This is a genomic window from Flavobacteriales bacterium (genome assembly GCA_016699575.1).
Taxonomy (GTDB): Bacteria; Bacteroidota; Bacteroidia; order Flavobacteriales_F; family PHOS-HE28; genus PHOS-HE28.
On sequence record CP064979.1, the window covers coordinates 3,209,864 to 3,233,806 of the forward strand.

19 protein-coding genes are annotated in these 23,943 nt (G+C 60.2%); 11 read left to right on the forward strand and 8 right to left on the reverse strand.

The genetic code is table 11. The features are described 5' to 3' along the window. Window positions 1–10 precede the first annotated feature (10 nt). Window positions 11–469, forward strand: coding sequence for a thioesterase family protein (locus IPJ76_13405; protein ID QQR85599.1), 459 nt, complete (start codon window positions 11–13; stop codon window positions 467–469). On the opposite strand, the gene IPJ76_13410 is transcribed toward IPJ76_13405, so the two are convergent. Then, a complete protein-coding gene (locus IPJ76_13410; protein QQR85600.1) occupies window positions 466–2,445 on the reverse strand; it encodes a T9SS type A sorting domain-containing protein in 1,980 nt (659 codons plus the stop codon). The two genes, IPJ76_13405 and IPJ76_13410, sit on opposite strands and share 4 nt — an antisense overlap. A 268-nt stretch (window positions 2,446–2,713) precedes the next feature. Here IPJ76_13410 and IPJ76_13415 point away from each other — a divergent pair, with 268 nt between their 5' ends. After that, window positions 2,714–3,856, forward strand: coding sequence for an acyl-CoA dehydrogenase (locus IPJ76_13415; GenBank protein QQR88464.1), 1,143 nt, complete (start codon window positions 2,714–2,716; stop codon window positions 3,854–3,856). Here IPJ76_13415 and IPJ76_13420 read toward each other — a convergent pair. The 3 genes from IPJ76_13420 to IPJ76_13430 all read right to left on the reverse strand — a co-directional run bounded on the left by IPJ76_13420 (window position 3,853) and on the right by IPJ76_13430 (window position 7,988). Then, window positions 3,853–5,154 carry a UDP-N-acetylmuramoyl-tripeptide--D-alanyl-D-alanine ligase gene (locus IPJ76_13420; GenBank protein QQR85601.1) on the reverse strand — a complete coding sequence of 434 codons (1,302 nt, stop codon included), beginning with the start codon at window positions 5,152–5,154 and terminating at the stop codon, window positions 3,853–3,855. The two genes, IPJ76_13415 and IPJ76_13420, sit on opposite strands and share 4 nt — an antisense overlap. Window positions 5,155–5,222: 68 nt before the next feature. Then, window positions 5,223–6,977 carry an SUMF1/EgtB/PvdO family nonheme iron enzyme gene (locus IPJ76_13425; GenBank protein ID QQR85602.1) on the reverse strand — a complete coding sequence of 585 codons (1,755 nt, stop codon included), beginning with the start codon at window positions 6,975–6,977 and terminating at the stop codon, window positions 5,223–5,225. 24 nt (window positions 6,978–7,001) lie between these two features. Continuing rightward, the gene (locus IPJ76_13430) at window positions 7,002–7,988 is read right to left on the reverse strand and encodes a type IX secretion system membrane protein PorP/SprF (protein QQR85603.1); all 987 of its coding nucleotides are present in this window, start codon (window positions 7,986–7,988) and stop codon (window positions 7,002–7,004) included. Between the two features lie 177 nt (window positions 7,989–8,165). On the opposite strand from IPJ76_13430, the gene porU reads away from it, so the two are divergent. The 3 genes from porU (at window position 8,166) to IPJ76_13445 (ending at window position 13,927) form a co-directional block, all read left to right on the forward strand. Further along, a complete protein-coding gene (gene porU / locus IPJ76_13435) occupies window positions 8,166–12,074 on the forward strand; it encodes a type IX secretion system sortase PorU (protein QQR85604.1) in 3,909 nt (1,302 codons plus the stop codon). Between the two features lie 63 nt (window positions 12,075–12,137). After that, window positions 12,138–13,448, forward strand: coding sequence for a type IX secretion system outer membrane channel protein PorV (gene porV / locus IPJ76_13440; protein QQR85605.1), 1,311 nt, complete (start codon window positions 12,138–12,140; stop codon window positions 13,446–13,448). Continuing rightward, window positions 13,448–13,927, forward strand: a complete 480-nt coding sequence (locus tag IPJ76_13445; GenBank protein ID QQR85606.1) for a 2-C-methyl-D-erythritol 2,4-cyclodiphosphate synthase — start codon at window positions 13,448–13,450, stop codon at window positions 13,925–13,927. The genes porV and IPJ76_13445 overlap by 1 nt, the downstream gene beginning before the upstream one ends. On the opposite strand, the gene IPJ76_13450 is transcribed toward IPJ76_13445, so the two are convergent. Next, window positions 13,924–14,580, reverse strand: a complete 657-nt coding sequence (locus IPJ76_13450; protein QQR85607.1) for a DUF4956 domain-containing protein — start codon at window positions 14,578–14,580, stop codon at window positions 13,924–13,926. The genes IPJ76_13445 and IPJ76_13450 overlap by 4 nt on opposite strands. A gap of 9 nt (window positions 14,581–14,589) precedes the next feature. Beyond that, entirely contained in the window at window positions 14,590–15,339 is a 750-nt protein-coding gene (locus IPJ76_13455) for a polyphosphate polymerase domain-containing protein (protein ID QQR85608.1), read from the reverse strand. An 80-nt stretch (window positions 15,340–15,419) separates the two neighbouring features. On the opposite strand from IPJ76_13455, the gene IPJ76_13460 reads away from it, so the two are divergent. From IPJ76_13460 to recG, 6 genes are all read left to right on the forward strand, one after another. Continuing rightward, the gene (locus IPJ76_13460) at window positions 15,420–15,902 is read left to right on the forward strand and encodes a cytidine deaminase (GenBank protein QQR85609.1); all 483 of its coding nucleotides are present in this window, start codon (window positions 15,420–15,422) and stop codon (window positions 15,900–15,902) included. Window positions 15,903–15,978: 76 nt separating this feature from the next. Continuing rightward, window positions 15,979–17,013 carry a pyruvate dehydrogenase (acetyl-transferring) E1 component subunit alpha gene (pdhA, locus tag IPJ76_13465; GenBank protein ID QQR85610.1) on the forward strand — a complete coding sequence of 345 codons (1,035 nt, stop codon included), beginning with the start codon at window positions 15,979–15,981 and terminating at the stop codon, window positions 17,011–17,013. Between the two features lie 93 nt (window positions 17,014–17,106). Then, the gene (locus IPJ76_13470) at window positions 17,107–18,375 is read left to right on the forward strand and encodes a pyruvate dehydrogenase complex dihydrolipoamide acetyltransferase (GenBank protein ID QQR85611.1); all 1,269 of its coding nucleotides are present in this window, start codon (window positions 17,107–17,109) and stop codon (window positions 18,373–18,375) included. Between the two features lie 68 nt (window positions 18,376–18,443). Then, window positions 18,444–19,700 carry a hypothetical protein gene (locus tag IPJ76_13475; protein QQR85612.1) on the forward strand — a complete coding sequence of 419 codons (1,257 nt, stop codon included), beginning with the start codon at window positions 18,444–18,446 and terminating at the stop codon, window positions 19,698–19,700. Window positions 19,701–19,774: 74 nt separating this feature from the next. Further along, window positions 19,775–20,464, forward strand: a complete 690-nt coding sequence (locus IPJ76_13480) for a DUF1361 domain-containing protein (protein QQR85613.1) — start codon at window positions 19,775–19,777, stop codon at window positions 20,462–20,464. Between the two features lie 39 nt (window positions 20,465–20,503). Then, window positions 20,504–22,630, forward strand: a complete 2,127-nt coding sequence (gene recG / locus IPJ76_13485; protein ID QQR85614.1) for an ATP-dependent DNA helicase RecG — start codon at window positions 20,504–20,506, stop codon at window positions 22,628–22,630. On the opposite strand, the gene IPJ76_13490 is transcribed toward recG, so the two are convergent. Together IPJ76_13490 and IPJ76_13495 are read right to left on the reverse strand one after the other, a co-directional pair. Next, window positions 22,627–23,358 carry a lysoplasmalogenase gene (locus IPJ76_13490; protein QQR85615.1) on the reverse strand — a complete coding sequence of 244 codons (732 nt, stop codon included), beginning with the start codon at window positions 23,356–23,358 and terminating at the stop codon, window positions 22,627–22,629. The two genes, recG and IPJ76_13490, sit on opposite strands and share 4 nt — an antisense overlap. Window positions 23,359–23,379: 21 nt before the next feature. Further along, the gene (locus tag IPJ76_13495) at window positions 23,380–23,907 is read right to left on the reverse strand and encodes a GNAT family N-acetyltransferase (GenBank protein QQR85616.1); all 528 of its coding nucleotides are present in this window, start codon (window positions 23,905–23,907) and stop codon (window positions 23,380–23,382) included. Window positions 23,908–23,943: the final 36 nt, after the last annotated feature.

Sequence of the window (23,943 nt, forward strand, 5' to 3'; positions counted from 1 at the left end):
CCCTCACCGCATGGATCCCATCCGCTATAGCATCAACCTGCGCTGGTCCGACATGGACCCCAACTTCCACCTGCGCCACGATGTGTACTACAGCTTGGGCGCACAGGCCCGCGTGGAGGCCTTGTTGCGTTCCGGCATCACACCGCAGGTGATGAAGGACGCCCACTTCGGCCCCATCCTGTTCCGCGAGGAATGCGTGTTCCGGCGCGAGATGCGACTTGAGGACCAAGTGGACGTGCATGTACGCCTGAGCAAGGCACGGCCCGATGGTTCGCGCTGGTCGTTCCGGCAAGAGTTCGTGCGCAACGATGGAACGTTGTGCGCCGTGTTGAGCGTTGACGGGGCATGGATGGACACGCAGCTGCGCAAGCTCACCGTGCCGCCGCAGGAGCTCATGGCGCGCTTCCTCGGCATTCCGCGCACCGATGATTTCGAGCTGTTGGCACCATCGGCACCACAGGCCGGTTAGCGGCCAACCAGCACGCGCCCGCTGCGCTGCGCGTTGTCAGTGGCAACAACGATCGTATAAACGCCCGGCGCCAGTGGCGCATCCACTGTGGTGCGTTCAGCCACGGTCGGGGCCGTCCACACGCAACGTCCTTGTGCGTCGTACAGCATCATGCGCGGAGCGTGGCACAGCAGATCGGCCGGAACGAACACCGTGAACGGACCATCGCTCGGCACTGGCACCACACGCAGCGGGGTTGTTCCTTCTTCCGTCGGCGCCAAGCCCACCGCACCTTCCACATCGGCACACGCGCTTTGCAGCACCCGCTTCGGTGCGATCTCTTCCACCCAAGCCACCACGGCCAGGTCGTCCATCTCCTCCACGAAGGTGCCCGACATGTCTGCGGTGAAGGGGTAGGAGAGCGTTTGCCCGGCGCTGAGCGGCCCGATGAGCTGGCCGCCGGAGGTGGGCAGTATCGTCATCATCACCTGGTGGAATTCCGTTTCGCCGTTGGTGCTGGCGTTGCCGGTGGTGAGGCGCTCAACCACCGCGGTGAGCAAGCGGATGTCGGTGGAAGGCTGATCGGCCACCACATGCAGTTGCACGGTGCCCGACACCTGCGTGCCTGTGAACACAGGGTCCACCACCTCCATGCTGATGAACGCGGGCAAGGCCTGGTAGTTCTGCACGTCCCCGGGTTCCAGGAACTGCGTGCCCTCTTCGTGGGCGTCGATGCGCAGGTCAGGTATGCCGCCCACGCCGTAGTGCGAGGAGCGTGCGCTGGCGGCGGGGATGTAATACGGATCACCGGGGTTGGGCCACGACATCTGGTACTTGATGAGGCAGTAGTGGTCCACGGCCGGAAGGATCAGCGTGTCGAGCTTCGCGTTGCTGCCCACGCACGGGCCGCAGGTGCTGCTCGTGAACATTTCGATGAGCGTGTTCCTGACCACGAAAGTGTCGAGCACGGCAATGGTGAAGTGCACCGTGTCGTTGGCGGGCCATTGGTCGGCCGTGCCGTTGGGCGCGTTGCACCAGAGATCGATGGTGTGCGTGCCCGCGGTGGTGGAACTGAACAACTGCGGGTGTTCCAGTACACCCACGGCACCCGTTGGCAATGGTGCGAAGAGCAAGGCGTTGGCACTTTGCACTGCTCCGCCGTCAACGCGGTAGTGCATCATGATGTCGCTGATCGTTTGCGAACCGAGGTTCCGGACTTCGGCGCGCAGGGCCACCGGGCTGCCGATCTGGGCAAAGCGGACCGTGGCGTCCTGTTCGGTGAACGCATCCAGCGTGTGCGCGGCGCCGGGTTTGATCACGTAGTAGGCATTGTCAGCGAAATCGACGTCGTAAGCCGCGCCACACACGCTGGCCACATTGGGCGATGAAGGCACCTGATAGGCCTCGGTACTGTTCACCTGCACGCCCACGGTAAGGCTGGTTTGGCTGGGCGGATAGCCGGTCTTCTGGTCTGCGATGTAGATGTGCCCAGTGGTTTCCTCGAAGACAATGGACCATTGCGTGAAGGCCACGCCATCGCTGCTGGCGAAGCACCACGTGGCCCAGAACTGCCGGTAGGGCGCAATGCCGAACGTCTTGGTATAGAGCCCGCTGCCGCCGTTGTTGAAGTACAGGCCCCACACGCACACCGAGTTGGGCGGCACCAATGGGCTGGGCAAGGCGAAGTTGGTTTCGGTGGGTTGGGTCAACGGGTTCGATGTGAAGGAGAGCACACCGGCCTGGTTGGCCACGAAACTGCTGTAGGCCGCTCCGTTGAACCACACCGGGAAGGGTAGGGCGATGGGCGGTGTAAAGGCGTCGGTGGCATTGGCGTCCAGGTGCTGTACCCAACCGCTGTCGATCATATAAAGGCTGATCTCGGCGTCGATGTTCAGTTCGCGCGGGTTCTCGCCAGCGTCGAGCACCGGCACAATGTGAAACTGGGCGGCAGCGTGCAGGGCAGCAGCGGCAAGGAACATTGTGAAGGGCGTGCGCATGGGACAGGGGTTTCCGTGGAGATGACGAAGATGGGCGCGCGGGGTTGTCGTTCCGTGCCCGCCCTTCCGCGCCGCGCCGGGTTATCGATCCGCACGCGCAGCACCAACGTTCGGCCCCCAGTTGGCATTCGGGCGCCGCGCCCGGCGTGAGCGGACCCGGAAGGGCTCAGCCGCCGGGGTAAAGTCTGTGCCCGCATACATTCGCGCACCCTGCACTACGCAGGTGCCATCCATGCCTACCATGCACGATACAGCCACCGCCACCGGAATGAGCTTCGAACTGACCGAAGAACAAAAGGCCGTCAGGGATGCCGCCCGCGATTTCGCCCAGAACGTACTGAAGCCCGGTGTCATCGAGCGTGATCGCGAGCAGAAGTTCCCCGCTGCGGAGATCAAGCAGCTCGGCGAACTGGGTTTCCTCGGTATGATGGTGAGCCCGAAGTACGGCGGTGGCGGGATGGACACCGTGAGCTACGTGCTTGCCATGGAGGAGATCAGCAAGATCGACGCGAGCTGCTCGGTGGTGATGAGCGTGAACAACAGCCTCGTGTGCTGGGGACTGGAACAGTTCGCCAACGAAGAACAGAAGCTGAAGTACTTGGTCCCATTGGCCAAGGGCGAGAAGATCGGTGCGTTCTGCCTCAGCGAACCCGAAGCCGGTAGCGACGCTACCAGTCAACGGACCACGGCCATCGACATGGGCGATCATTATCTGCTCAACGGCACCAAGAACTGGATCACCAATGGTGGCACGGCAAGCACCTATCTGGTGATGGCCCAAACCGATGTGGCCAAGGGGCACAAAGGCATCAATTGCTTGATCGTGGAGAAAGGCATGCCCGGTTTCACCGTCGGGGCCAAGGAAGACAAGCTGGGCATCCGCGGCAGCGACACCCACACCCTCATGTTCCAGGACGTGAAGGTCCCCAAGGCCAACCGCATCGGCGGGGACGGCTTCGGTTTCAAGTTCGCCATGAAAACCTTGGCTGGCGGGCGCATCGGCATCGCTTCGCAAGCGCTGGGCATTGCAAGTGGCGCCATGGAACTGGCCCTCGCATACAGCAAGGAGCGCAAAGCGTTCGGCAAGACGATCAGCGAGCACCAGGCCATCCAGTTCAAGTTGGCCGATATGGCCACCGAGATCGAGGCCGCGCGTTTATTGTGCCTCAAGGCCGCGTGGCTGAAAGACCAGCACCTCAATTACGACCAAGCCAGCAGCATGGCCAAGCTCTTCGCCAGCGAAGTGGCCATGCGCCACACCGTGGAAGCGGTGCAGATCCACGGTGGCTATGGCTACGTGAAGGAATACCACGTGGAGCGCTTGATGCGCGATGCCAAGATCACGCAGATCTACGAGGGCACGAGCGAAGTGCAACGCATCGTGATCGGCCGGAGCGTTTTGAGCGCCTAGAAGGCCGGAACGAGTGTTTCCAGTTTGACGCCTCGTGAGCCCTTCACGAGAATGAGATGGTTCTCCACTGGCGCGGCCGTGGCATGGGCCAGTGCTTCGGTTGCGTTCGCGAAGCGCAAATGGACCCTGCCCGGGCCCGTTCTGCCGAACTCCGGCCCCACGAGCCAGGCTTTGAGCTGCAGTTCCGTGAGCAGGGCAACGATGCCATTGTGCTCGTCCGCGCTTTCGGCCCCTAATTCGAGCATGTCGCCCAGCACCACGAGTTTCGGGCGGTCGCTTGGCAGTGCTGCGAAGTTCCGCAGCGCGGCCTGCATGCTGCTCGGGTTGGCGTTGTAGGCGTCAAGCACCAAGTGATTGCTGCCCGTGTCCTTGAACTGGCTGCGGTTGTTGCTCGGCGTGTACTCCGCCAGGGCGCCGGCGATCACCTCATCCGGTACCCCGAAATGCTGCCCGATGCACACGGCAGCCAATAAGTTCGGCACGTTGTAGTTCCCGATCAACTGCGTTGGCACATCGTAGTGGCCGTGTTCGTTCCGCACGTCGAAGCTGAAGCTCACGAACGCACCTGCGCCACCGCTGTCCCGGCCGGTAGTGTTGTTGCCATCTTGCGTGCCATAAGTGATGCGGGCAATGCCTGCGCTCTTCGCCATCAACAGTTCATCGTCGCCGTGGACGAACAACGTGCCGCCATGGCCCTTGATCCACGCGTACATCTCGGTTTTCGTTCGTACCACCCCATCGTACCCGCCGAATCCCTCCAGGTGTGCCTTGCCGATGTTGGTGATCATACCGTGCGAGGGCTCGGCGATGGCCATCAGTTCCGCGATGTCACCGGGCTTGTTCGCGCCCATCTCAACGATGGCGAAGCGGTGCTCGGCCGACATGCGCAACAGGGTAAGTGGCACCCCGATGTGGTTGTTCAAGTTGCCCGAGGTGGCCAGCGCAGGGGCGTAAGCGCCCAGGACGGCATGCACCAGTTCCTTGGTCGTTGTCTTCCCGTTCGATCCCGTTATTGCGATAACCGGTATGCTGAACGTGCGGCGATGGTGGCGGGCAAGCTCCTGGAGCGCCGAAAGAACATCGCTGACCAAAATGAACCGATCATCAGTGGCCACCTGCAGGTCATCCACAACGGCGTAACGACAGCCGCCCTGCAATGCCGCGGCGGCCATCGTGTTGGCATCGAAGTTGGGGCCCTTCAAAGCGAAGAACAGCCCGCCTTGGACCAATTGTCGTGTGTCCGTGCACGCGCCGGAGCACTCCAGGAAATGCTTGTGAAGATCGTTGGTGGTGATCATGCCGCGAAAGAAGAAGCCCCTCGGCAAATTGCGCGAGGGGCTTCCATACCGGTGCTGACGATCTCCGGTTACTTCTGCAACTTGCTGCGACGCTTATCGTCACCCAAGCCCGTCGGGCTGCCCACGCGTGTCATGGCGCAACGGAACCCGATGGTACAGGTGCTCTGCCGCTCATCGAGGTAGCGCCGCGTGCCTGGATTCGCGTAATAAATGCGGTCCGCCCAGCTTGCTCCCTTGTAAACCCGGGCACGGTCGTTGACCAGGGTGGTCTTGCCCCAATCGTACATGGCATTGCCTTCGAAGGACGGGTCTTCGTAGAAAATGCTGCTTTCCACATCACCATCGGTGAAGTCGATGTTGTCGGATTGCCGGTAATTGCGACGGTCAATGTTCTCCTCAACCGTCACATTGCGCATGCGGACATCCCCGGGCTGGTCGCTCTGGTAGTCGCTTATCGCGCTCAGCAATTTCGGGCAGATCTCGAGGTCCTTACCCTTGATCAGGTCCACCATGTCCTGCACGCGTTGCATTGCTGCGTCGCTCTTACGGGTGTTGTTGAATTCGATGGCCTGCTCAACCATGGTCAGCAGCTCATCGATGAGCTGGCCTTCTTCCGGGGTCGCCCGGCCGCTCATTTCACGCTGGAACTCGGTGAGGTGGTACTTGATGCCATCCACATCGTAAACAACGATGTCGTGCTTTTCCTGAATGGCGCCATCGCTGTTCAGGACCTTGGTCTTGAAGACATTTCCTCGGAACGGACGGAAGTCGTCCTTGTCCTCAGGGCTCAGCGGACGGTACACGTCCATTACCCATTCGCTCACGTTGCCTGCCATGTTGTACAGGCCGTAGTCGTTCGGCCAGTAGCTGAACACCGGTGTAGTAATGTCACCATTGTCGTTCAGGCTGCCGGCCACGCCCATGTAATCACCACGGCCCCGCATGAAGTTGCCGCGGAAATCGCCGTAGAACGCCCCGCCTTTCTTGCGGCTGTCGTAGCGGACCCAGTGGCCGTTCCATGGATAGATCCGGCGTTCAACCTGTCGCTCGTCCACGGTATTGCCGATCAGTCCGTATGCGGCGTATTCCCACTCGGCTTCGGTCGGCAACCGATAACGTGGGAGCAGGATGCCGTCCTCCATGCGCACGTTACGGAAATCGCGGTTGGGGTTGATGTCCTGCATGCCCTCCACACGCTTGCCGCTTTCGTATTGGGCCGCCAAATAGGCGTCCGTGGTGAAGTGGTCTTCGTTGATCTGGTTCGGGTTGTCTTCGAACAGGCCCTCGCGGATGAGGATCAGCTCGTTCACGCGATCCGTTCGCCAAGCGCAATAGTCGTTCGCCTGCAACCAATTAACGCCCACCACAGGGTAGTCGCGGTAGGCGGGATGACGCAGGTAGTACTCCACGTAGGGGTCGTTGAAGGCGAGTTTGCTCCGCCATACGAGCGAATCGGGCAGGGCCTTCTTATAGATCTCCGGATAGTCGGTGCCGAACACGCGGTCGGTCCAGTAGAGGTATTCCAGCCAGTAGAAGTTCGTTACCTCCACCTCGTCGATGTAGAACGAAGAAACCGTTACCGTGCGCGGGATGTTGTCCCAATCGTGGGTGAGTTCATCGGTTACCCGGCCCATCGTGAACTGACCGCCTTCGATCAGCACCAAGCCCGGACCATTCTCCTGCTCTTCGAACGGCGCCTTCTCAAAGCCGCCGTTCTTGCTGTCGTTGTAGTTCCAACCGGTGGCGCCGCTTTTCTCGAAGTTGCAGCTGGCCAGCAGCGCGGCCGATCCGCCGAGCGCTGCGAGTTGAAGGAGGTACTTCATGGTCGGTCTGTTTTTCCTGGCTGATCAGAACGTTGGGCAGGCCACTTGACGGAACGGACGCTTGCGGTTCTTGCACTTGAACCCGAGCTGTACGCTGATCTCGTGGCTGCCTGCTGTTGCCGTGGTCAATTTGCTGGTGGTGACGTCGTAGCTGTATCCGAACTTGAAACGCTCGGTGTGGAAACCTATGAGCACGATGAACGCGTCGCGTGCACGGTACCATACGCCTGCGGTGATCGGTCCGCGGTCCACATAAACGCCAAGGTTTATCTGTCTGAACGCTGCCTGCTGCTGGTACAGTATGTTGGGGCTGATCTTGGTGGTGGCTTCACCGATACGGCCTTTCTTCACCAACGGGATGGACGCGCCGGCATGGGCGGTGAACTTCATGGGCAGCTTGCTCGTTCCCACGATGAGGCTCTCGTTGGGCTGGGTAAGGTGGTGGGCGGCAAAGCCCGCGAAGAAGATATCCGTGTACCCCAGGATGCCCGCGCTGAAATCAGCTCCACCGACACTACCTCCCCGAGGCACATCGTTGGTGTTGTAGATGAAGCCACGGCGCGGATCGATCATATCCCCGAACGTGAGCTTGTTCCAATCGAGTGATTTCTGGAAGTAGGTCGCCTGAGCGGCGAACTTCATACTGAACTTCCGCGAAACAGTGAGCTGGTAGCTATAGATACCGCTCACAGTGGTGGTGTTCAGGGTGCCCTTACCGGCCTGATCATGCGTCACGAGAAAGCCAAGGCCTCCCGAAATGCTCTTGACGTGCTGGTCGTAGCTCGCACTACTGGTAACGAACGTGCCCGAGAGGGCCGGCCACTGGTTGCGGTAGTTGAGCACCACGCGTGGGCACCGGGCCGTACCCGCAAAAGCAGGATTGAGGTAAAGTGGATTGGCGTAGAACTGCGTGAATTGGGGGTCCTGTCCGAACGACTGGACCGCAACGAGTATGGCCACGGCTGACAATAGCGCCTTCCGTAGCGGTGTCTTGATCACTATGCTCCCCATGCTTCGTGCTCGATGCAAGCGCCAATTATACGGACCGTCCCGCAAGAAGTTCGCCCAGTTGGGAGCCATGGCAATATCCCGAGGGTACTCCCGTTACTGGCACGATCCACTGTAGAACGGCAAGGGCCGAAGCTAATTACTTTTCGTCCCGGCTGTTGATAACCTGTTGATGACGATATGAAGCTCTGCCACCTCACCCTGACCCTTTTGGCCGGATCGGCCATGCTCAATACGGTTTCGGCTCAACGTGCCATTGAGCGCCAACTGGAATGGACCAGTCCTGCCAACGTGCGCTCGACGGGTGTGCAAGAGCGACAGCCCGGTTTTGCCGGCGCCTTCCTTGATGCCGACCGCGGAAACCTGCCTTACTTTTTCGAGGCTTTTGATCTGCCGACCGGGGTGGATCAAGTGACGATTGGTTTGGTTGATGCGGTCTTTGAGCCACTCCCTTCAGGTGATATGGGCCATCTAGGAGACCTTGGCTGGGTTGGAACTGCTCCAGTCGTGAGTTCGAGGGTGGCCTACCACCGGAAAGAACCGGTTGCCCAGGTGTCCGTTTACCCGTACAGGCGCAATGGAGGTACTGGGTTACTGGAACGCTTGGTCTCGTTCAAGCTGGTCCTTGAACCGGGGCGGGGCCAAGGCGCGGCAAAGGGCGGCGGACGAAGCTACCCGGACCACTCGGTCCTGCAGTCCGGTGATTGGTTCCGGTTCACCGTACTGGAAGACGGTGTTCATGAATTGACCTACTCGCACCTGGTGGGCGATGGGGTGCTGAACGGACCGGTACCCAGCGATCAGCTCAACGTTTATGGGAACCACCTCGGCCAGCTGTCCTACCAGAACAGTCAGTTGCCGCCAACGGACCTCTTGCTCAACAATATCCAGGTCGATGATGGTGGCGATGGCCAGTTCGGACCGGGTGACCGCCTCTTGTTCTTCGCCTCCGGGGCCCAGCGATGGGACCTCCACGCCAACGGCAAGCGCTTCTACCACACGAAACATGTTTTCACCGACAGCGCGAGCTATTTCCTCGCGATCGGTGGCCCTGACGGCCCAGCGCGTGTGACGGACATCCCATTGTCCAATAATCCGGCGACGGACCTGGTAACAGCGTTCAATGACCGTCAGTTCGTCGAACGTGATCTGGTGAACTTCATCAAGAGCGGCCGGACGTGGTTCGGCGAACAGTATGATGTAGTGGACAAGTACAACTGGGTGTTCAGTGTTCCGTTCATCCGGCCCCAGGACACGGTGATCCTTGTGGTGGACGGTGCTGCACGCACTCTGGAACCCAATGCGGGCACTTCCTACGCGAGCGACTTCAACATTACCGCAGGTGGTTTCAGCGGCAATTGGAGCGTTGACGGCTTTATGGACAACTACGCATCCAACTACGCCATACCGTTCCAACAGACCTTCAATTTCGTGCACGGCCAGAGCACGCTGCCGATCAGCGTCCAGTTCGACCCGCATGATCCCATTACCAGCTTGGGATGGATGAACTACCTGGAGTTGAACTGCCGCCGCGATCTGAAGTTCATCGGCGACCAGTTGATGTTCCGTGATCTGGCTTCCGTCCAGCCCGGGGCCATTAGCGAGTTCTCCTTGGACCTTTCCCAGAACGTTCATCGCATTTGGGAGGTAACGGATCCGGCACATGTGGGCAATGTCGCATATACAAGCAGCGGCGCGGTCAAGTCGTTCCGTCTCGCAACTGATGGCCTCCGCCAGTTCATAGCGTTCCGGAACGGCAACTACAAGGTGCCTGTGATCCGGGGCCGCGTGGGCAATCAGGACCTGCATTCTGCAGGCACCACCGACTTGGTGATCATCTGTCCGGACCAGTTCCTGGGCGACATACAGCCGTTGGTGGACAAGCGTGTGAACGAGGGTTTGACCGTTGTGGTGGCCACACCCCAGCAAGTCTTCAACGAGTTCAGCAGCGGTATGCGCGATGCCACCGCCATCAAGCGCTTCATGAAGATGTTGTACGACGAGGCGGCCACCGCCGAGGACATGCCGCGGTACCTGCTTTTGTTCGGCGATGGGTCTTACAACAACTGGGCGCTTTCTGCCACGAACCAGAACCTCATACCCACTTATCAGACCAAGGACTCGTGGAACACAAGCAAGTCGTACAGCTCCGATGACTATTTCGGTCTGCTCGACGATAGCGAAGGCGAATACACCGGTGATCTGGTCGACATCGGCATCGGTCGGATACCAGCGAGCGACCGGGAACAAGCCCGCGCCATGGTGGAGAAGGTCCTCAACTACGACCGCCTGTTGCTCACCTCAGGTGCCGATGGTGTTTGCGCCACTACGGGTGATGGAGGTGCGAACGACTGGCGCAACTGGGTGCTCTTCGTCAGCGACGATCAGGAGGGTGCGGAAATTGAAGGCCCTGTGCACATGCAGAACAGTGAGGAGTTGGCCGGTGGGGTAGAATCGAACTACCCCGATCTGAACGTGACCAAGATCTATCTGGATGCTTATCAGCAGACATCGACCCCGGGAGGCGAGCGCTACTATGACGCTGAGGATGCTTTACGGGAGCGCGTGCAAAAAGGCCTGCTCCTCCTCAACTACATCGGTCACGGCGGCGAGGTTGGCTGGGCGCACGAACGCTTGTTGGACAATACCACCATCCTGGGTTGGACGAACGTGGACCGGCTGCCCCTGTGGATGACCGCCACATGCGAGTTCAGCCGTTGGGACGATCCTTCGCGTACCTCGGCCGGTGAGTACGTGCTCCTTAACCCGAATGGAGGTGGCATTGGTTTGATGACCACCACCCGCCTTGCGTACTCTGCCCAGAACCAAGCCTTGAGCCGGGATTTCTATGAGCATGTGTTCGAGACCCAGGACGAGGTTGGTCGGACAGCCCGCTTGGGTGATGTGTTCCGCCGCACCAAACGGCAGATCAGCGCTGAGCAGCCCGGACAAACCAATCACAGGAACTTCAGCCTCCTTGGGGACCCCAGCGTGGTGTTGGCCATGCCCCGAATGAACGTGGTCACCACCTCGGTCACCGATACGAACGGGGTTGTTCTCGATACCCTGCGCGCCCTTTCCGTAGTGCGGGTTAACGGTATGGTGGTGGACGGCAACGGCCAACTTCTCAACGATTTTGATGGGGTGGTGGTGCCGACCATCTTCGACAAGAAGAGCAGCGTGCAATCGCTGGCGAACGACCAGCCGTCCAACCCGTATCCTTTCCAACTCCGGCGCAACATCATCTACCGCGGCAAGGCGACGGTAACGGACGGTCTTTTCAGCTTCACGTTCGTGGTGCCCAAGGACATCGCGTACCAGTTCGGACCGGGCCGTATCAGTTACTACGTGGAGAACGCCACTACCAATGGCAATGGCGCGGACACGGGGATCATCGTAGGGGGGACGGACGATACCGCCACACCTGATGACGATGGACCAGTGGTGAAGCTCTTCATCAATGACGAGCGCTTCGTGCAGGGCGGTACAGTGAACGAGGACCCATTACTGATCGCCAAGTTGTTCGACGACAACGGCATCAATACCGCCGGTACCAGCATCGGTCACGATGTGCTGGCCATCCTGGACGAGAACACGGAGCAGGCCATAGTGCTCAATGATCGCTATGAGAGCGATATGGACACCTACAAGAGCGGCCGGGTGCTCTATCGGTACAACGACTTGGCCGAAGGCACGCATACACTCCGCCTCAAGGCTTGGGATGTCCACAACAACAGTGCGGACGCGACCACGGAGTTCGTTGTTGCCAACAGCGAGGAACTGGCGCTGGCCCATGTGCTCAACTATCCTAACCCGTTCACGACGAAGACCGATTTCTTCTTCGAGCACAACCGTCCCTGCAACACGCTGCGGGCACAGGTGCAAGTGTTCACGGTAGGTGGCCGTTTGGTGAAGACCTTGGACCGACAGCTGCAATGTGAGGGCACACGCAGCGAACCGATGGCCTGGGATGGCTTGGATGACCAAGGCGACAAGCTGGGCCGCGGTGTGTATGTCTATCGGCTCAGTATCACCACCCCGGAAGGTGAGAGCGCCGACAAGTTCGAGAAGCTCGTGATCCTACGCTGATCCTGCACAATAAGCCCCCCTGCACGAACGTATATTCGCCGTCCTTTTCACAGAACCTCCCTGATGACGCGCATCCTCCCGGCCTCGGCCGCCCTGTTCATTGCCCTATCCGGCGCGGCCCAGTTGACCGCCGACTGCGCCAACCAGATCGCCGGGCAGAACTGTGGCGACCGCTTGAACACCATCACCACGGCCGTGCCGTTCCTGATGATCAGCCCCGACTCCCGCGCAGGGGGCATGGGCGATGCCGGTGTGGCCGTGAGCCCCGATGTGAACGCCCTCCATTGGAACCCGAGCAAGCTGGCTTTCGCCGAGGACAAGGCCCAATTCGCTTTGTCGTACTCGCCTTGGTTGCGGAACCTGGTGCCGGACATGAACCTGGCCTACCTCGCCTTCTACAGCAAGCTGGGCGACAAGAAGAGCCGTACTGCAGCCGGTGCTTCGCTGCGCTACTTCTCCCTCGGTAACATCACGTTCACCGACGTCAATGGCGCCGTTATCCGGGATTTCAAGCCCACCGAGTTCGCCATTGATGCCGCTCTGGCGCAGCAGTTCAGCGACAAGTTCAGCGGTGGTATCGCCATCCGTTACGTGAACAGCAACCTCACTGGTGGCATCAGTGTGCAGGGTGCCAACAGCAAGGCCGGCCAGAGCGTTGCGGCTGATGTGAGCTTCTTCTACACGGACCGTGACATGCAATTGGGCGGCAAGGATGCCGAGTTCAACTTCGGGTTGAACATCTCGAACATCGGTGCCAAAATGCGCTACACCGAAACGAGCGAGACGGACTTCATCCCCATCAACCTGCGCTTGGGCCCCTGCCTGAAAGTGGAACTGGACGACTACAACTCGATCGCGTTCAACATTGATGCGAACAAGCTTCTGGTGCCCACACCGCCGGTTTACCTGATGGAGGAAGACACGGCCACCGGGAACCAGGTCATCGCCACCGATGACGACGGCGACTTCGTGATCGCCAGCGGCCAAGACCCCAACGTGGGTGTGGCCACCGGCATCTTCGGTTCGTTCAGTGATGCACCCGGCAACGTGTACTATGACGACAACGGCAACGTGCAGGTGGAGAGCGGCAGCAAGACGAACGAGGAACTGCGCGAGATCAACCTGGGCGGTGGTTTCGAGTATTGGTACGCCAAGCAGTTCGCTTTCCGCGGCGGTTACTTCTGGGAGCATGCCACCAAGGGCAATCGCAAGTACTTCACGTTGGGCGCGGGCCTGCGTTACAATGTCTTCGCCATCGACCTGTCGTACTTGATCGCCACCACCGTGCAGAGCCCGTTGGCCAACACGCTCCGCTTCACGCTGGGCTTCAACTTCGGCGCCAACAAGAAGAAGAAGGACACCGACGAGGGTTGATGGACATCCGCATCGGTCAAGGATTCGATGTGCACCGCCTGGTGCAGGGCCGCGAGCTCTGGCTGGGCGGTGTTCTCGTTCCGGCCGATCTTGGTGCGCTTGGGCACAGCGATGCCGATGTGCTCTTGCATGCCATCTGCGACGCGCTTCTGGGTGCCGCAGGGCTCGGTGACATCGGCAAGCACTTCCCCGATACCGATGCGCGCTGGAAAGGTGCTGACAGCAAGATCCTTCTGAAAGAAGTCGTGCGGTTGATCAACGCCGCCGGCTGGCGCGTAGGCAATGTGGACAGCACCTTGGTGCTGGAGAAACCGAAGATCGCTCCGCACATTCCGGCCATGCGCGCCGCTATTGCGCCGTTGCTGGGCGTGGCCGAGGATGCCGTTGGCATAAAGGCCACCACCAACGAGAAGCTCGGATACGTGGGAAGGCAGGAAGGTGTGTGCGCCTACGCCGTGGCGCTCATCAAGAAAGTCTAGTCGTCGTTGTCCTTGGGGATCTCGGTGAAGGTTCCGTGGCTCTGCTCGTCCTCGAAGTAGAACACACGCAGCTGGGCCGTGTCGCGCAACAGGTCGATCTTGCCCACTTCCACACGGCTCACTTTGATGCCCAGCCGTTTGCCAAGGTCAGCGAGCAGTTCCTCGCGCCGTGCACTTTGGATCAATTCGATCTTCTCATAGTTGACAAGGCGCATGGCCTCATGGCGCGTGAGCCATAGATGTTCCAGGATATAAGTGGTTGCAAGGATGACGGCATTGGTGAAGAACAACTCCGCCAAGCTCACCTTCTTTCCGAAAAGCGCGTTCACCACCGCCACTGCAATGACCGCCAGCAGGTATGTCATGTCCTTGATGCTGATCTGCTCCGTACGGTAGCGCAGGATGCTGAAGATGGCGAACAGCCCGAACGCGAAGCCGGTGCTCAATTTCACGCTGTTCAGCAGTCCGCACAGGAAGAAGATGAGCACATTGAACAGGAAGTAAGTGAAGAGGAAATCCTTTTTCCGGTGAATGGGATAGTAGATGAGCCGGATCAGCACATAAACGACCAAGAGGTCGATGCTGAACTTGAAGAACAGCTCCTTGAAGTCGTCGTGGAAGAGCTTCCAGCCGAGGAATTCGATCTCTTTCATGGTGTGCGATCAGGCGGCGCGTTGCAACCGGTGGAGCTTGCGCAGCACTTCGTTGAAGTTGTTGTGTTTGATGTCGGCGTGCAGCAGCACCATGCCGATGCAGTACTTGCTCATGCCTGCGGGCCGGTAGCCCATGGATCGCATCGTCTCCACCAATGGTGACGAACGGTCCGCCCGCTCCTGCTTGAGTTCGGCGATGCAGATCCCCTCCAGCGAACGTTCACCATCAGCGCTGGTGAAGCGCAGCGAATGGTCGATGGTGAGCCGCTCGGGCCTCGACCTATGCACTAAGGTGTAGCGCGTGAACGAGTTCCAGAGCTTGGCCTCGAACGGACCCTGCATGCCGCTTTTCGCTTCAACGTAGGCCTGCTGCTCCGCATCCAGCTCGGTGGGGATCGTGGGCACTTTGCGGCGTGCTTTGTCTGTAGCGCCGCGACCGGTCTTGCGCTTTACCTCCAAATAGCAAAGCCCACTGCCCACATACTCACGGAAACGCACCTTGCTGCGGAACGTGCGGCCGTTGTGGTGGTCGAAGTAGCTCCTGTCGTCCGCGCGATCGAAGTAGAGAGACCGGTAATCCGTTCCGCGCTTTCCATCCACCTCCAAACATCGGAAGTGGGGTTGGAGTTGATGCAGGACGGTGGCCAGATCACGTTCGGCGAACACGTACTTGGTATCGGTGCGTGTGAGCAGCTGCACGCCGTCCATCTCCTTCAGGGAAATGGGCTGGAAATTGGTGATGACCGTTTGCTTGTCCACGATGGCCGGGCCGCGAACTTAGAAACCCCGGGCGCGCCAAGGCCCATGGCACCGGCGGACTACCTTCGGCACCCTCTGAAATGGCAAGACAACGGACCTACCGGCTCATCTATCTGGAGCATCCAAGTTGGAAGAGCCTCCCAGCCAGCGATCGCGACCTGCTGTTGGCTGCCCAAGCTGCCGCCAGAAAGGCCTACGCCAAGTACAGCAAGTTCAAGGTCGGCGCGGCTTTGCGCACCACCGACGGCAGGATGACCATTGGCAGCAACCAGGAGAACGCGTCCTTCCCGGCGGGCATTTGTGCGGAACGGGCTGCATTGCACGCCTGCATGTCGCTTTCACCGTCCGCCTATGTCGACGTGATCGCGGTTGTGGTCCCGAAGGCGAAAGGCAAGGATCCCATCCCGCCGTGCGGCATTTGCCGGCAGGCTCTGGTGGAGCAGGAACGTCGCCAAGGCGGACCATTGCGCATCCTGCTCGGTTCACCGGGCGGTGAAGTGCTTGAACTGGCCAGTGCCGAGAGCCTCTTGCCATTGAGCTTTGACGCAGGGTACCTGAAGTGACCGCGGCCGGAAGCCCCTGAAAGCCCCGGCTATATTTGGCCCGAACGCGGAAGCCGACATACGCGAACATCCTCTCATGCCCACGAAAACGGCCCCGGCCAAGACCGTCAAGGCTCCAGCGAGCAGCACCTTTACCAGGGAGACCTACCTGCGTTGGTTCAAGGACATGTTGCTCATGCGCCGCTTCGAGGAGAAGACCGGCCAGCTCTATACCATGCAGAAGTTCGGTGGGTTCTGCCACCTGTACATCGGACAGGAGGCCATCCTTGCCGGGATGATAACAGCCATCAAACAGAGCGATAAGGTCATCACCGGTTACCGCGACCACGCGCACCCGCTCGTGCTGGGGACCCCTGCGAAAAACGTCATGGCCGAACTCTACGGCCGAACCACCGGCACCAGCAAGGGCAAGGGCGGCAGCATGCACTACTTCGACAAGGAGCGCAACCTGTTCGGTGGCCACGGCATCGTGGGCGGGCAGATCGGTCTGGGTGCGGGCATCGCCTTCGCGGACAAGTACAAGGGCAACGACAGTGTTACGCTCTGCTCCATGGGTGATGGTGCCGTGCGCCAAGGCATCCTGCACGAGACGTTCAACATGGCCATGACCTGGAAGCTCCCGGTGGTATTCATCATCGAGAACAACCAATACGCCATGGGGACCAGCGTGGAGCGCACCAGCAACGTGCGCGAACTGTACACGCTGGGCGAGAGCTACGACATGCCGGGTGAACCAGTGGATGGCATGAGCTGCGAAGCCGTGCACACAGCCATCGCCAAGGCCTGTGCGCATTGCCGCGAAGGCAACGGTCCGTACCTGCTGGAGATCAAGACCTATCGGTACCGCGGGCACAGCATGAGCGATCCCCAGAAGTACCGCACCAAAGAAGAGGTGGAGGAGTACAAACAGCAGGACCCCATAGAATCCGTGCGCAAGATCATCCTACAGAACAAGTGGAGCAATGAGGCCGAGCTCGAGAAGTGGGACGAGGATGTGAAGAAGGAAGTGGAGGAAGCCGTGAAGTTCGCCGAGAGCAGCCCGTTACCGGCCGCCGAAGAGTTGTACAACGACGTTTACAAGACACCGGACTACCCGTTCATCAAGGACTGAAAATGCCTTCACCACAGAGGCACAGAGCGCACAGAGAAGGGAAGACGACCTCCGTGACCTCTGTGCCTCTGTGGTGAACAAACGACAACGACCATGGCCGAGATCGTACGCATGCCCAAGTTGAGCGACACCATGACCGAAGGTGTTGTCGCCAAGTGGAACAAAAAGGTGGGCGACAAGGTGAAGAGCGGCGACGTCCTCGCTGAGATCGAGACCGACAAAGCGACCATGGAGTTCGAGGCCTACCTCGATGGCACGCTCCTGCACATCGGTGTGCAGCAGGGCCAGACCGCACCGGTCGATTCGCTGTTGGCCATCTTCGGGAAGGAGGGGGAGGACATCACCGCACTGCTCGCCGAAGCCGCAAGTGCACAACCCAAGACGCAGAAAGCCGAGAGCGCACCTGCTCCAGCACCTGCCCCATCAGCAGCACCAGCACCAGTTGCAGCCGCAGCACCAGCGCCTACGGCGAAACCCGCCCCCGCTCCCGTTGCTGCCCCCGCTGCGAACGGCCGGGTGAAGGCGAGTCCCCTGGCAAAGCACCTCGCGGAGGAGAAGGGCATCGATATCGGTCGTGTTCGGGGCAGTGGTCCCGATGGGCGCATCACAAAAGCAGACGTTGAGGGTTTCACAGGCGGGGCTGCGGGTTTCAGCGGTCCGCAGGTGGAACGCTTCACCGAAGTGGCCGTGAGCCAGATGCGCAAGACGATCGCCAAGCGCTTGGCCGAAAGCAAATCCACCGCTCCGCACTTCTACCTCACCATCGAGCTCGACATGTCGCGGGCGATGCAAGTGAGGGAGGCCATCAACTCGAGCATCGCACCGGACAAGGTCTCGTTCAACGACATGGTGATCAAAGCTGTGGCCGTTGCGCTGAAGCACCATCCCAAAGTGAACAGTTCGTGGCTGGGAGATCGCATCCGCTTCAATGAGCACGTGCACATCGGCGTTGCCGTGGCCGTGGAAGAAGGACTGTTGGTGCCCGTGGTCCGCTTTGCCGATGGCAAGCCATTGCGGACGATCGGCGCTGAAGTGCGGGAGTATGCGAAGAAGGCCAAGGAGAAGAAACTGCAACCGCAGGACTGGGAAGGCAACACCTTCACCATCTCCAACCTCGGCATGTTCGGCATCGAGGAATTCACCGCCATCATCAATCCACCGGATGCGTGCATCCTTGCCATTGGCGGCATTCTGGAGAAGCCCGTCGTTCGCAACGGCGCTGTCGTGCCAGGCCACACGATGAAGGTGACACTGAGCTGCGACCACCGTGTCGTTGACGGGGCTACTGGTGCGGTATTCCTCAATACGTTCAAACAACTGCTCGAAGAGCCTGCTTTGTTGCTCGGTCACGGGGCCATCTGACCGTGGTGCATCCAAAGCGCACTTATCTGCCAGCGAGGGCGACCGGAATGACGAGAGCGATCTTTTTGATGCTGCAAGGCCTACTGCCGTGGTCCTTGGGTGGAATGCATGCGTTGGCCCAGACCGGAACAGGCACTGCTCCAACCGTTGCGCCCGATACGGCTGTACTGATCGAGCTGGCCCACGCCGTGGACAGTCTTGTTCGGGCAAGCAGCACGGCTGCGTTGCCACTGGCCCGGAAGGAATACGCCCTAGCGCTGCCACTTGCCGGGTCCAAGTGGGCGGCGATGGCTGATCGCGATATGGGGAGCGCATTGAACCTGGCCGGGCACGCGGATTGCGCATTGGCCCATTACCGCTCGGCCATGGAGCGTTTCGATGCACTGGGAATGGGTTCTGATGCTGCGGCTTGCTTGGAGCGCATGGCAACGCTCAATGTTGTGCTCGGCAACTACTCCGCAGCAACGGAGCTGCTGGACCGGACGATGAGGTCGGAGGTGGTGCTCTCCGAGCCCAAGCTCATGGCGCGTTGTGAGTACGCTCTGGGCTATTTGAACGCGGAGCGCGAACAGATCGATGTTGCCCTTGGCCACTTTGAACGAAGCCGCTCGATCGCGAGCGCGGCATCCATCCGCAAGGCGGAGGCCCTCGCTGTGCACGGGATGGCCCGCGTCCTCTGCATGCGCGGTGCATACGAGAACGCCTTGGCCACCTATGACACGATGATCGCTTTGTCGATGGCCGCGGATGACGCGCTCTTGCAGGCACAGGGCATAGTGGGAAGAGCGGGGGTGCTGGAAGAACTGGGTCGTACGGATGGATCCCGAAAGGACTATGAGAGCGGCTTGAGCTTGCTCACGGGGCTGAACAATCGGCCGTGGATGGCCTTTGTGCATGGACGCATCGCTTCGGCAGCATTGTCCACCGGAGATCTGGCGACGGCAGAGGAGCATGCGCTGGCCGGCTTGGCGCTTTCAAAGCTCATCGGCGCCAAGAGGGATGTCGCGGACCTCTACGAAGTGCTGTACCGCCTGAACGAACGCGCGGGCCGGAGCGACAGGGCTTTGGACTACATGAAGCACCATGTTGATGCATCCGTTGACTTTGCCCGGACCAGCGGCAACGTCAGCTTGGACCAATTGACCGGACAGCTGGCCATCACTGAGCAGTTTTACGCTGACAGCCTTTCCCAGACCCACGTCCACTACAGGAGGTTGTTGGATGCCGGGTCCGCGAAGTCCCGGACATATGCACGCTGGTTCTGGTTCGCTGCCACCATTGCGCTGGTGCTCTTGGGCCTTGTCTTGGTTGGACGACGTGCATGAACCAGATGCCCCGGTGACCGGTCGCGTGTTGAAATAGAAGACGTTGCGGTTGCGTTAGTGCGGCAAAGACCGTCATGCACCGCTCCACCTCTGCTGCCCTGTTCAGGTTCGCGCCTCCAGCGAATTGGGTCCTTCTCTCCATCGGGTTCTGCCTGGCCTTGCTGGCAGGACGGCTCGAATGGAGCGGCCGTACCTCGTTCTACTTTCTCTCCTGGAACCTGCTTCTGGCATTGGCTCCTTTGGTGTTCTCCCTTTTGGCCCTGGCGGTGAGCAAGGCTGGTTGGAAGTATGCGGCCCTTCTGGCCCTGGGGCCTTGGCTGCTCTTCCTGCCCAATGCTCCCTATATCCTCACGGACCTGCTCCACCTCAAGGCCAGGGCGCCCATACCGGTCTGGTACGACCTTACCATGTTGCTCGCTTTCGCGCTCACCGGTCTGATGCTGGGCTATCTCTCCATGGTCTGCGCCGAGCGTGTACTGCTCGGTGTTCTGAGGCGGCCATGGGTGGTGGTCATCCACGGCTTGGTGCTGTTCCTCTGCGGCTTCGGAATCTACCTCGGACGCTTCCTCCGTTGGAATTCATGGGAAGTGGCCACGCGGCCAAGTGCCTTGTTCACGGTGATCGGTGATCGCCTCCTTCACCCGGCAGACCACCCCACAACCTGGGGGACCACTCTGCTGGTCGGTGCGATGCTCATCATGGTTTTCGCTCTGGTGCGGCATGTGGGAGGGAGCATTCGCGAGCACGCGGTGGTCGACCGATGACATAGCGATGGGGACGAAGGCTTGGCGATCTTTCACCCCGTGCAAGCCTTCCTCGATACCCCCATCGAGTACCTGAAGGGCGTGGGCCCCCAGCGCGGGGAGCTGCTGCGCAAGGAGCTGGTCATCGGCACCTTCGGCGATCTGCTCCGGCACTATCCGTTCCGTTACGTGGACCGGAGCCGGTTCCACACCGTTGGCGAGGTGACGGAAGAACTGCTGCAGGTCCAATTGCGCGGCCGCCTCACGGGCATCAAGACGGTGGGCGAGAAGCAGGCGAAGCGGTTGGTGGCCAGGCTCACCGATGACACCGGGGCCATGGAACTCGTCTGGTTCAAAGGCATCCGCTGGTTGCAGCCCGTGCTGAAGGAAGGCGGTGAGTACATCGTCTTCGGGAAACCCTCGCGCTTCCGCGACAAATTCAACATTGCGCACCCTGAGATCGAGGCGGCCGAGCAATGGCAGCAAGCGGGCCAGGCTCAACTGCAACCGGTCTATTCAACCACGGAGAAGGCGGCTGCAAAGGGCTTGAACAGCCGGGGTATCTGGAAACTCCAGCAGGTATTGCTGCCCCAGTTGGCCGGTCAAGTGGAGGAGACGTTGACGGAGGAGCTCGTGGCCGTGCTCGGAGGCATGTCCAAGGAAGAGGCGTTGCGCCAAGTGCACCTGCCACGCGACCAGTCCGGCCTCGACACCGCCGTGCGACGGTTGAAGTTCGAGGAGCTTTTTTTCATCCAGCTCCAGTTGCTCATGCAAAAGGTGCTGATGCAACGCGACGTGAAGGGCAATGTGTTCGGGCAGGTGGGCGATCTGTTCAACTCGTTCTACAAAGAGCATCTGCCGTTCTCCCTTACCAACGCGCAAAAGCGGGTTGTGAAGGAGATCCGGGCCGACATGGGCAGTGGGAAACAGATGAACCGCTTGCTACAGGGCGATGTGGGCAGCGGCAAGACGTTGGTGGCTTTGCTGAGCATGCTCATCGCGCTCGACAATGGTTTCCAGACCGTGCTATTGGCGCCCACGGAGATCCTCGCGCAGCAGCACTTCAACACCTTGGGCCGTTTCGTGAAGGGCATGCCCTTGCAGGTGCGCTTGCTTACAGGCAGCACACCAACGGCTGAGCGCAAGGGGCTGTTGGCGGCGTTGGTGCGCGGCGATGTGCACATCCTCGTGGGCACGCATGCCTTGTTGGAGGACCGTGTGAAGTTCAAGCAGCTTGGGCTCACCGTCATCGATGAGCAGCACCGCTTCGGTGTGGCGCAACGCGCCCGCATGCAAGCAAAGGCCGTTGTGCCGCCACATGTGCTGGTGATGACCGCGACACCCATTCCGCGCACATTGGCCATGACGCTGTACGGCGACCTCGACGTGAGCGTGATCGATGAACTGCCGCCGGGCCGCAAGCCGATCAAGACCGTGCACCGCACCGATGCCGCGCGCAACGCCGTGCTGCACTTCATGGAACAGGAGATCGCGAGAGGGCGCCAGGTGTACGTTGTTTATCCGCTCATCGAAGAGAGCACCAAACAGGACCCGGCCGCTGAGCAGAAGCTGCAGCTGAAGGACCTGATGGACGGCTACGAGAGCATGGTGCGCCGGTTCCCATCGCCCCTGTACGCCGTGAGCATTGTGCATGGCCGCATGGAGCCGGAGGCCAAGGAGTTCGAGATGCAACGCTTCAAGAAGGGTGAGACGGACATCCTCGTCAGCACCACGGTCATCGAGGTGGGTGTGGATGTTCCCAACGCCAGTGTGATGGTGATCGAGAACGCCGAACGCTTCGGGTTGGCACAACTGCACCAGTTGCGCGGACGTGTCGGTCGTGGGGCCGAACTGAGCTGCTGTATCCTGATGACCGGTGATCGTTTGGGCAACGACAGCCGCACGCGCATCGAAACCATGGTGCGCACCCAGGACGGGTTCGAGATCAGCGAAGTGGACCTGCGGCTGCGGGGGCCGGGCGATATCATGGGCACGCAGCAGAGCGGTATACCCCAACTGCACCTGGCCGACCTGATCGCCGACGCTGAACTGTTGCAACAGGCCCGCCGCTATGCTCAACGTATGCTTGATGCCGACCCCGGTCTACGCGATCCGAAGCACGCGCGTACGGCCGGGTCCCTGCGTGATCAGATGAAGGACAAGGCCGTGTGGGGCAGGATCGGCTAGGCGTCCAAAGCCGCCTTCTTGCGGATGCTGTCGGGGTCCAGGATATGCGCCAAGCAGCCCACGGCGATGAGCAGTTGGGCAACTGCATACGCCAGGATCACGAAGGCGGGGTGGACCGTGCCCGGCGAAACGAAACGATCGTTGGCGAGCAACGTGTCGCTGAGCATGAAAAGCAACGCGCCGAGCATGACCATGCGGAAGCTCCTGGCGAAGGTCCGCTGGTATCGGAAGGCTGCGGCTATGGCCATGAGGGTGATCGCCCCGGCATGAACGAGAACAGGCACCAACAGGTCCTGGTCCAATCGCCTTGATAAGTAATTGGCCACGAAAATGCCGGCCAGCAATAGCACCACCCCCAGCACCGAGCCCAGCACAAGCCCATCAGTGCCTTCGGCTTCGAAGATGTTCTGCGCGAAAGCGACGGTGTAGCACAAATGCGCCAAGGCGAACGCAGCCAGACCGATCAGGAAGAAGAACCCATCCACATGGTCGAACATGAGCATCACGTCGCCAAGAAGAGAGAAGAACAAACCCGCTTGCACAAGCAAGGTGAAACGATCACCATAGCGCCTGCTCCGGATGTAGAACCATATGCCCAAGGAGATCATGAGCAGCGGTTTGCACACGTACTCCAATGCGTGCCAGCCACGGGAACGGCCCAGGATGCATCCACCGGTTGCAAGGGCATAGATCACCATGAAAACGATCGTTCCGCGCCGGAGCTTCATCGAGGGCCAAACTATCATCCGTCAGAACGTGGCCCTAAAAACCATGGCGGGCACACCGCGATGCACGGTGTGCTTCTCGAAGTGCATGCCGTTGCGCCGGGCCACCGCCTGGCTCTTCAGGTTCCCGGGGTCGATGAGCGAAATGACCGAGGGCGCAAGTTCGTGCCGTTGCGCGAAGGCTTTGCAGGCCGCGGCAGCCTCAGCCGCATACCCTATACCCGTGGCGGATGGCACCAAGTGGTAGCCCACCTCCAGTTCGTCCACTTCATCCACGCTCTGTGTCAACAGCCCGATCATTCCCACGGGCCGTTCCGTTCCCTTCAGCAGAACAGCATGCAATCCGGAACCATCGGCTACCATCCTGTCCAGGGAGCGCTGCAGGAAGAACGCACAATCAGCGCTGCTGCCCAAGGTGAACGGCATGAAGCGGATGGACCCCGGGTCGTTCATGTATTCCATCCACCACGAAGCATCGTCCGCGACAGGTCGGCCGAACAGCAACCGATCCGTGGTGAGGCCTTCGAGCGTCGGTACGGGCAGCTTGATCACGTTGCGAAAATGGGGACTGGACGCGCTCCTACATTC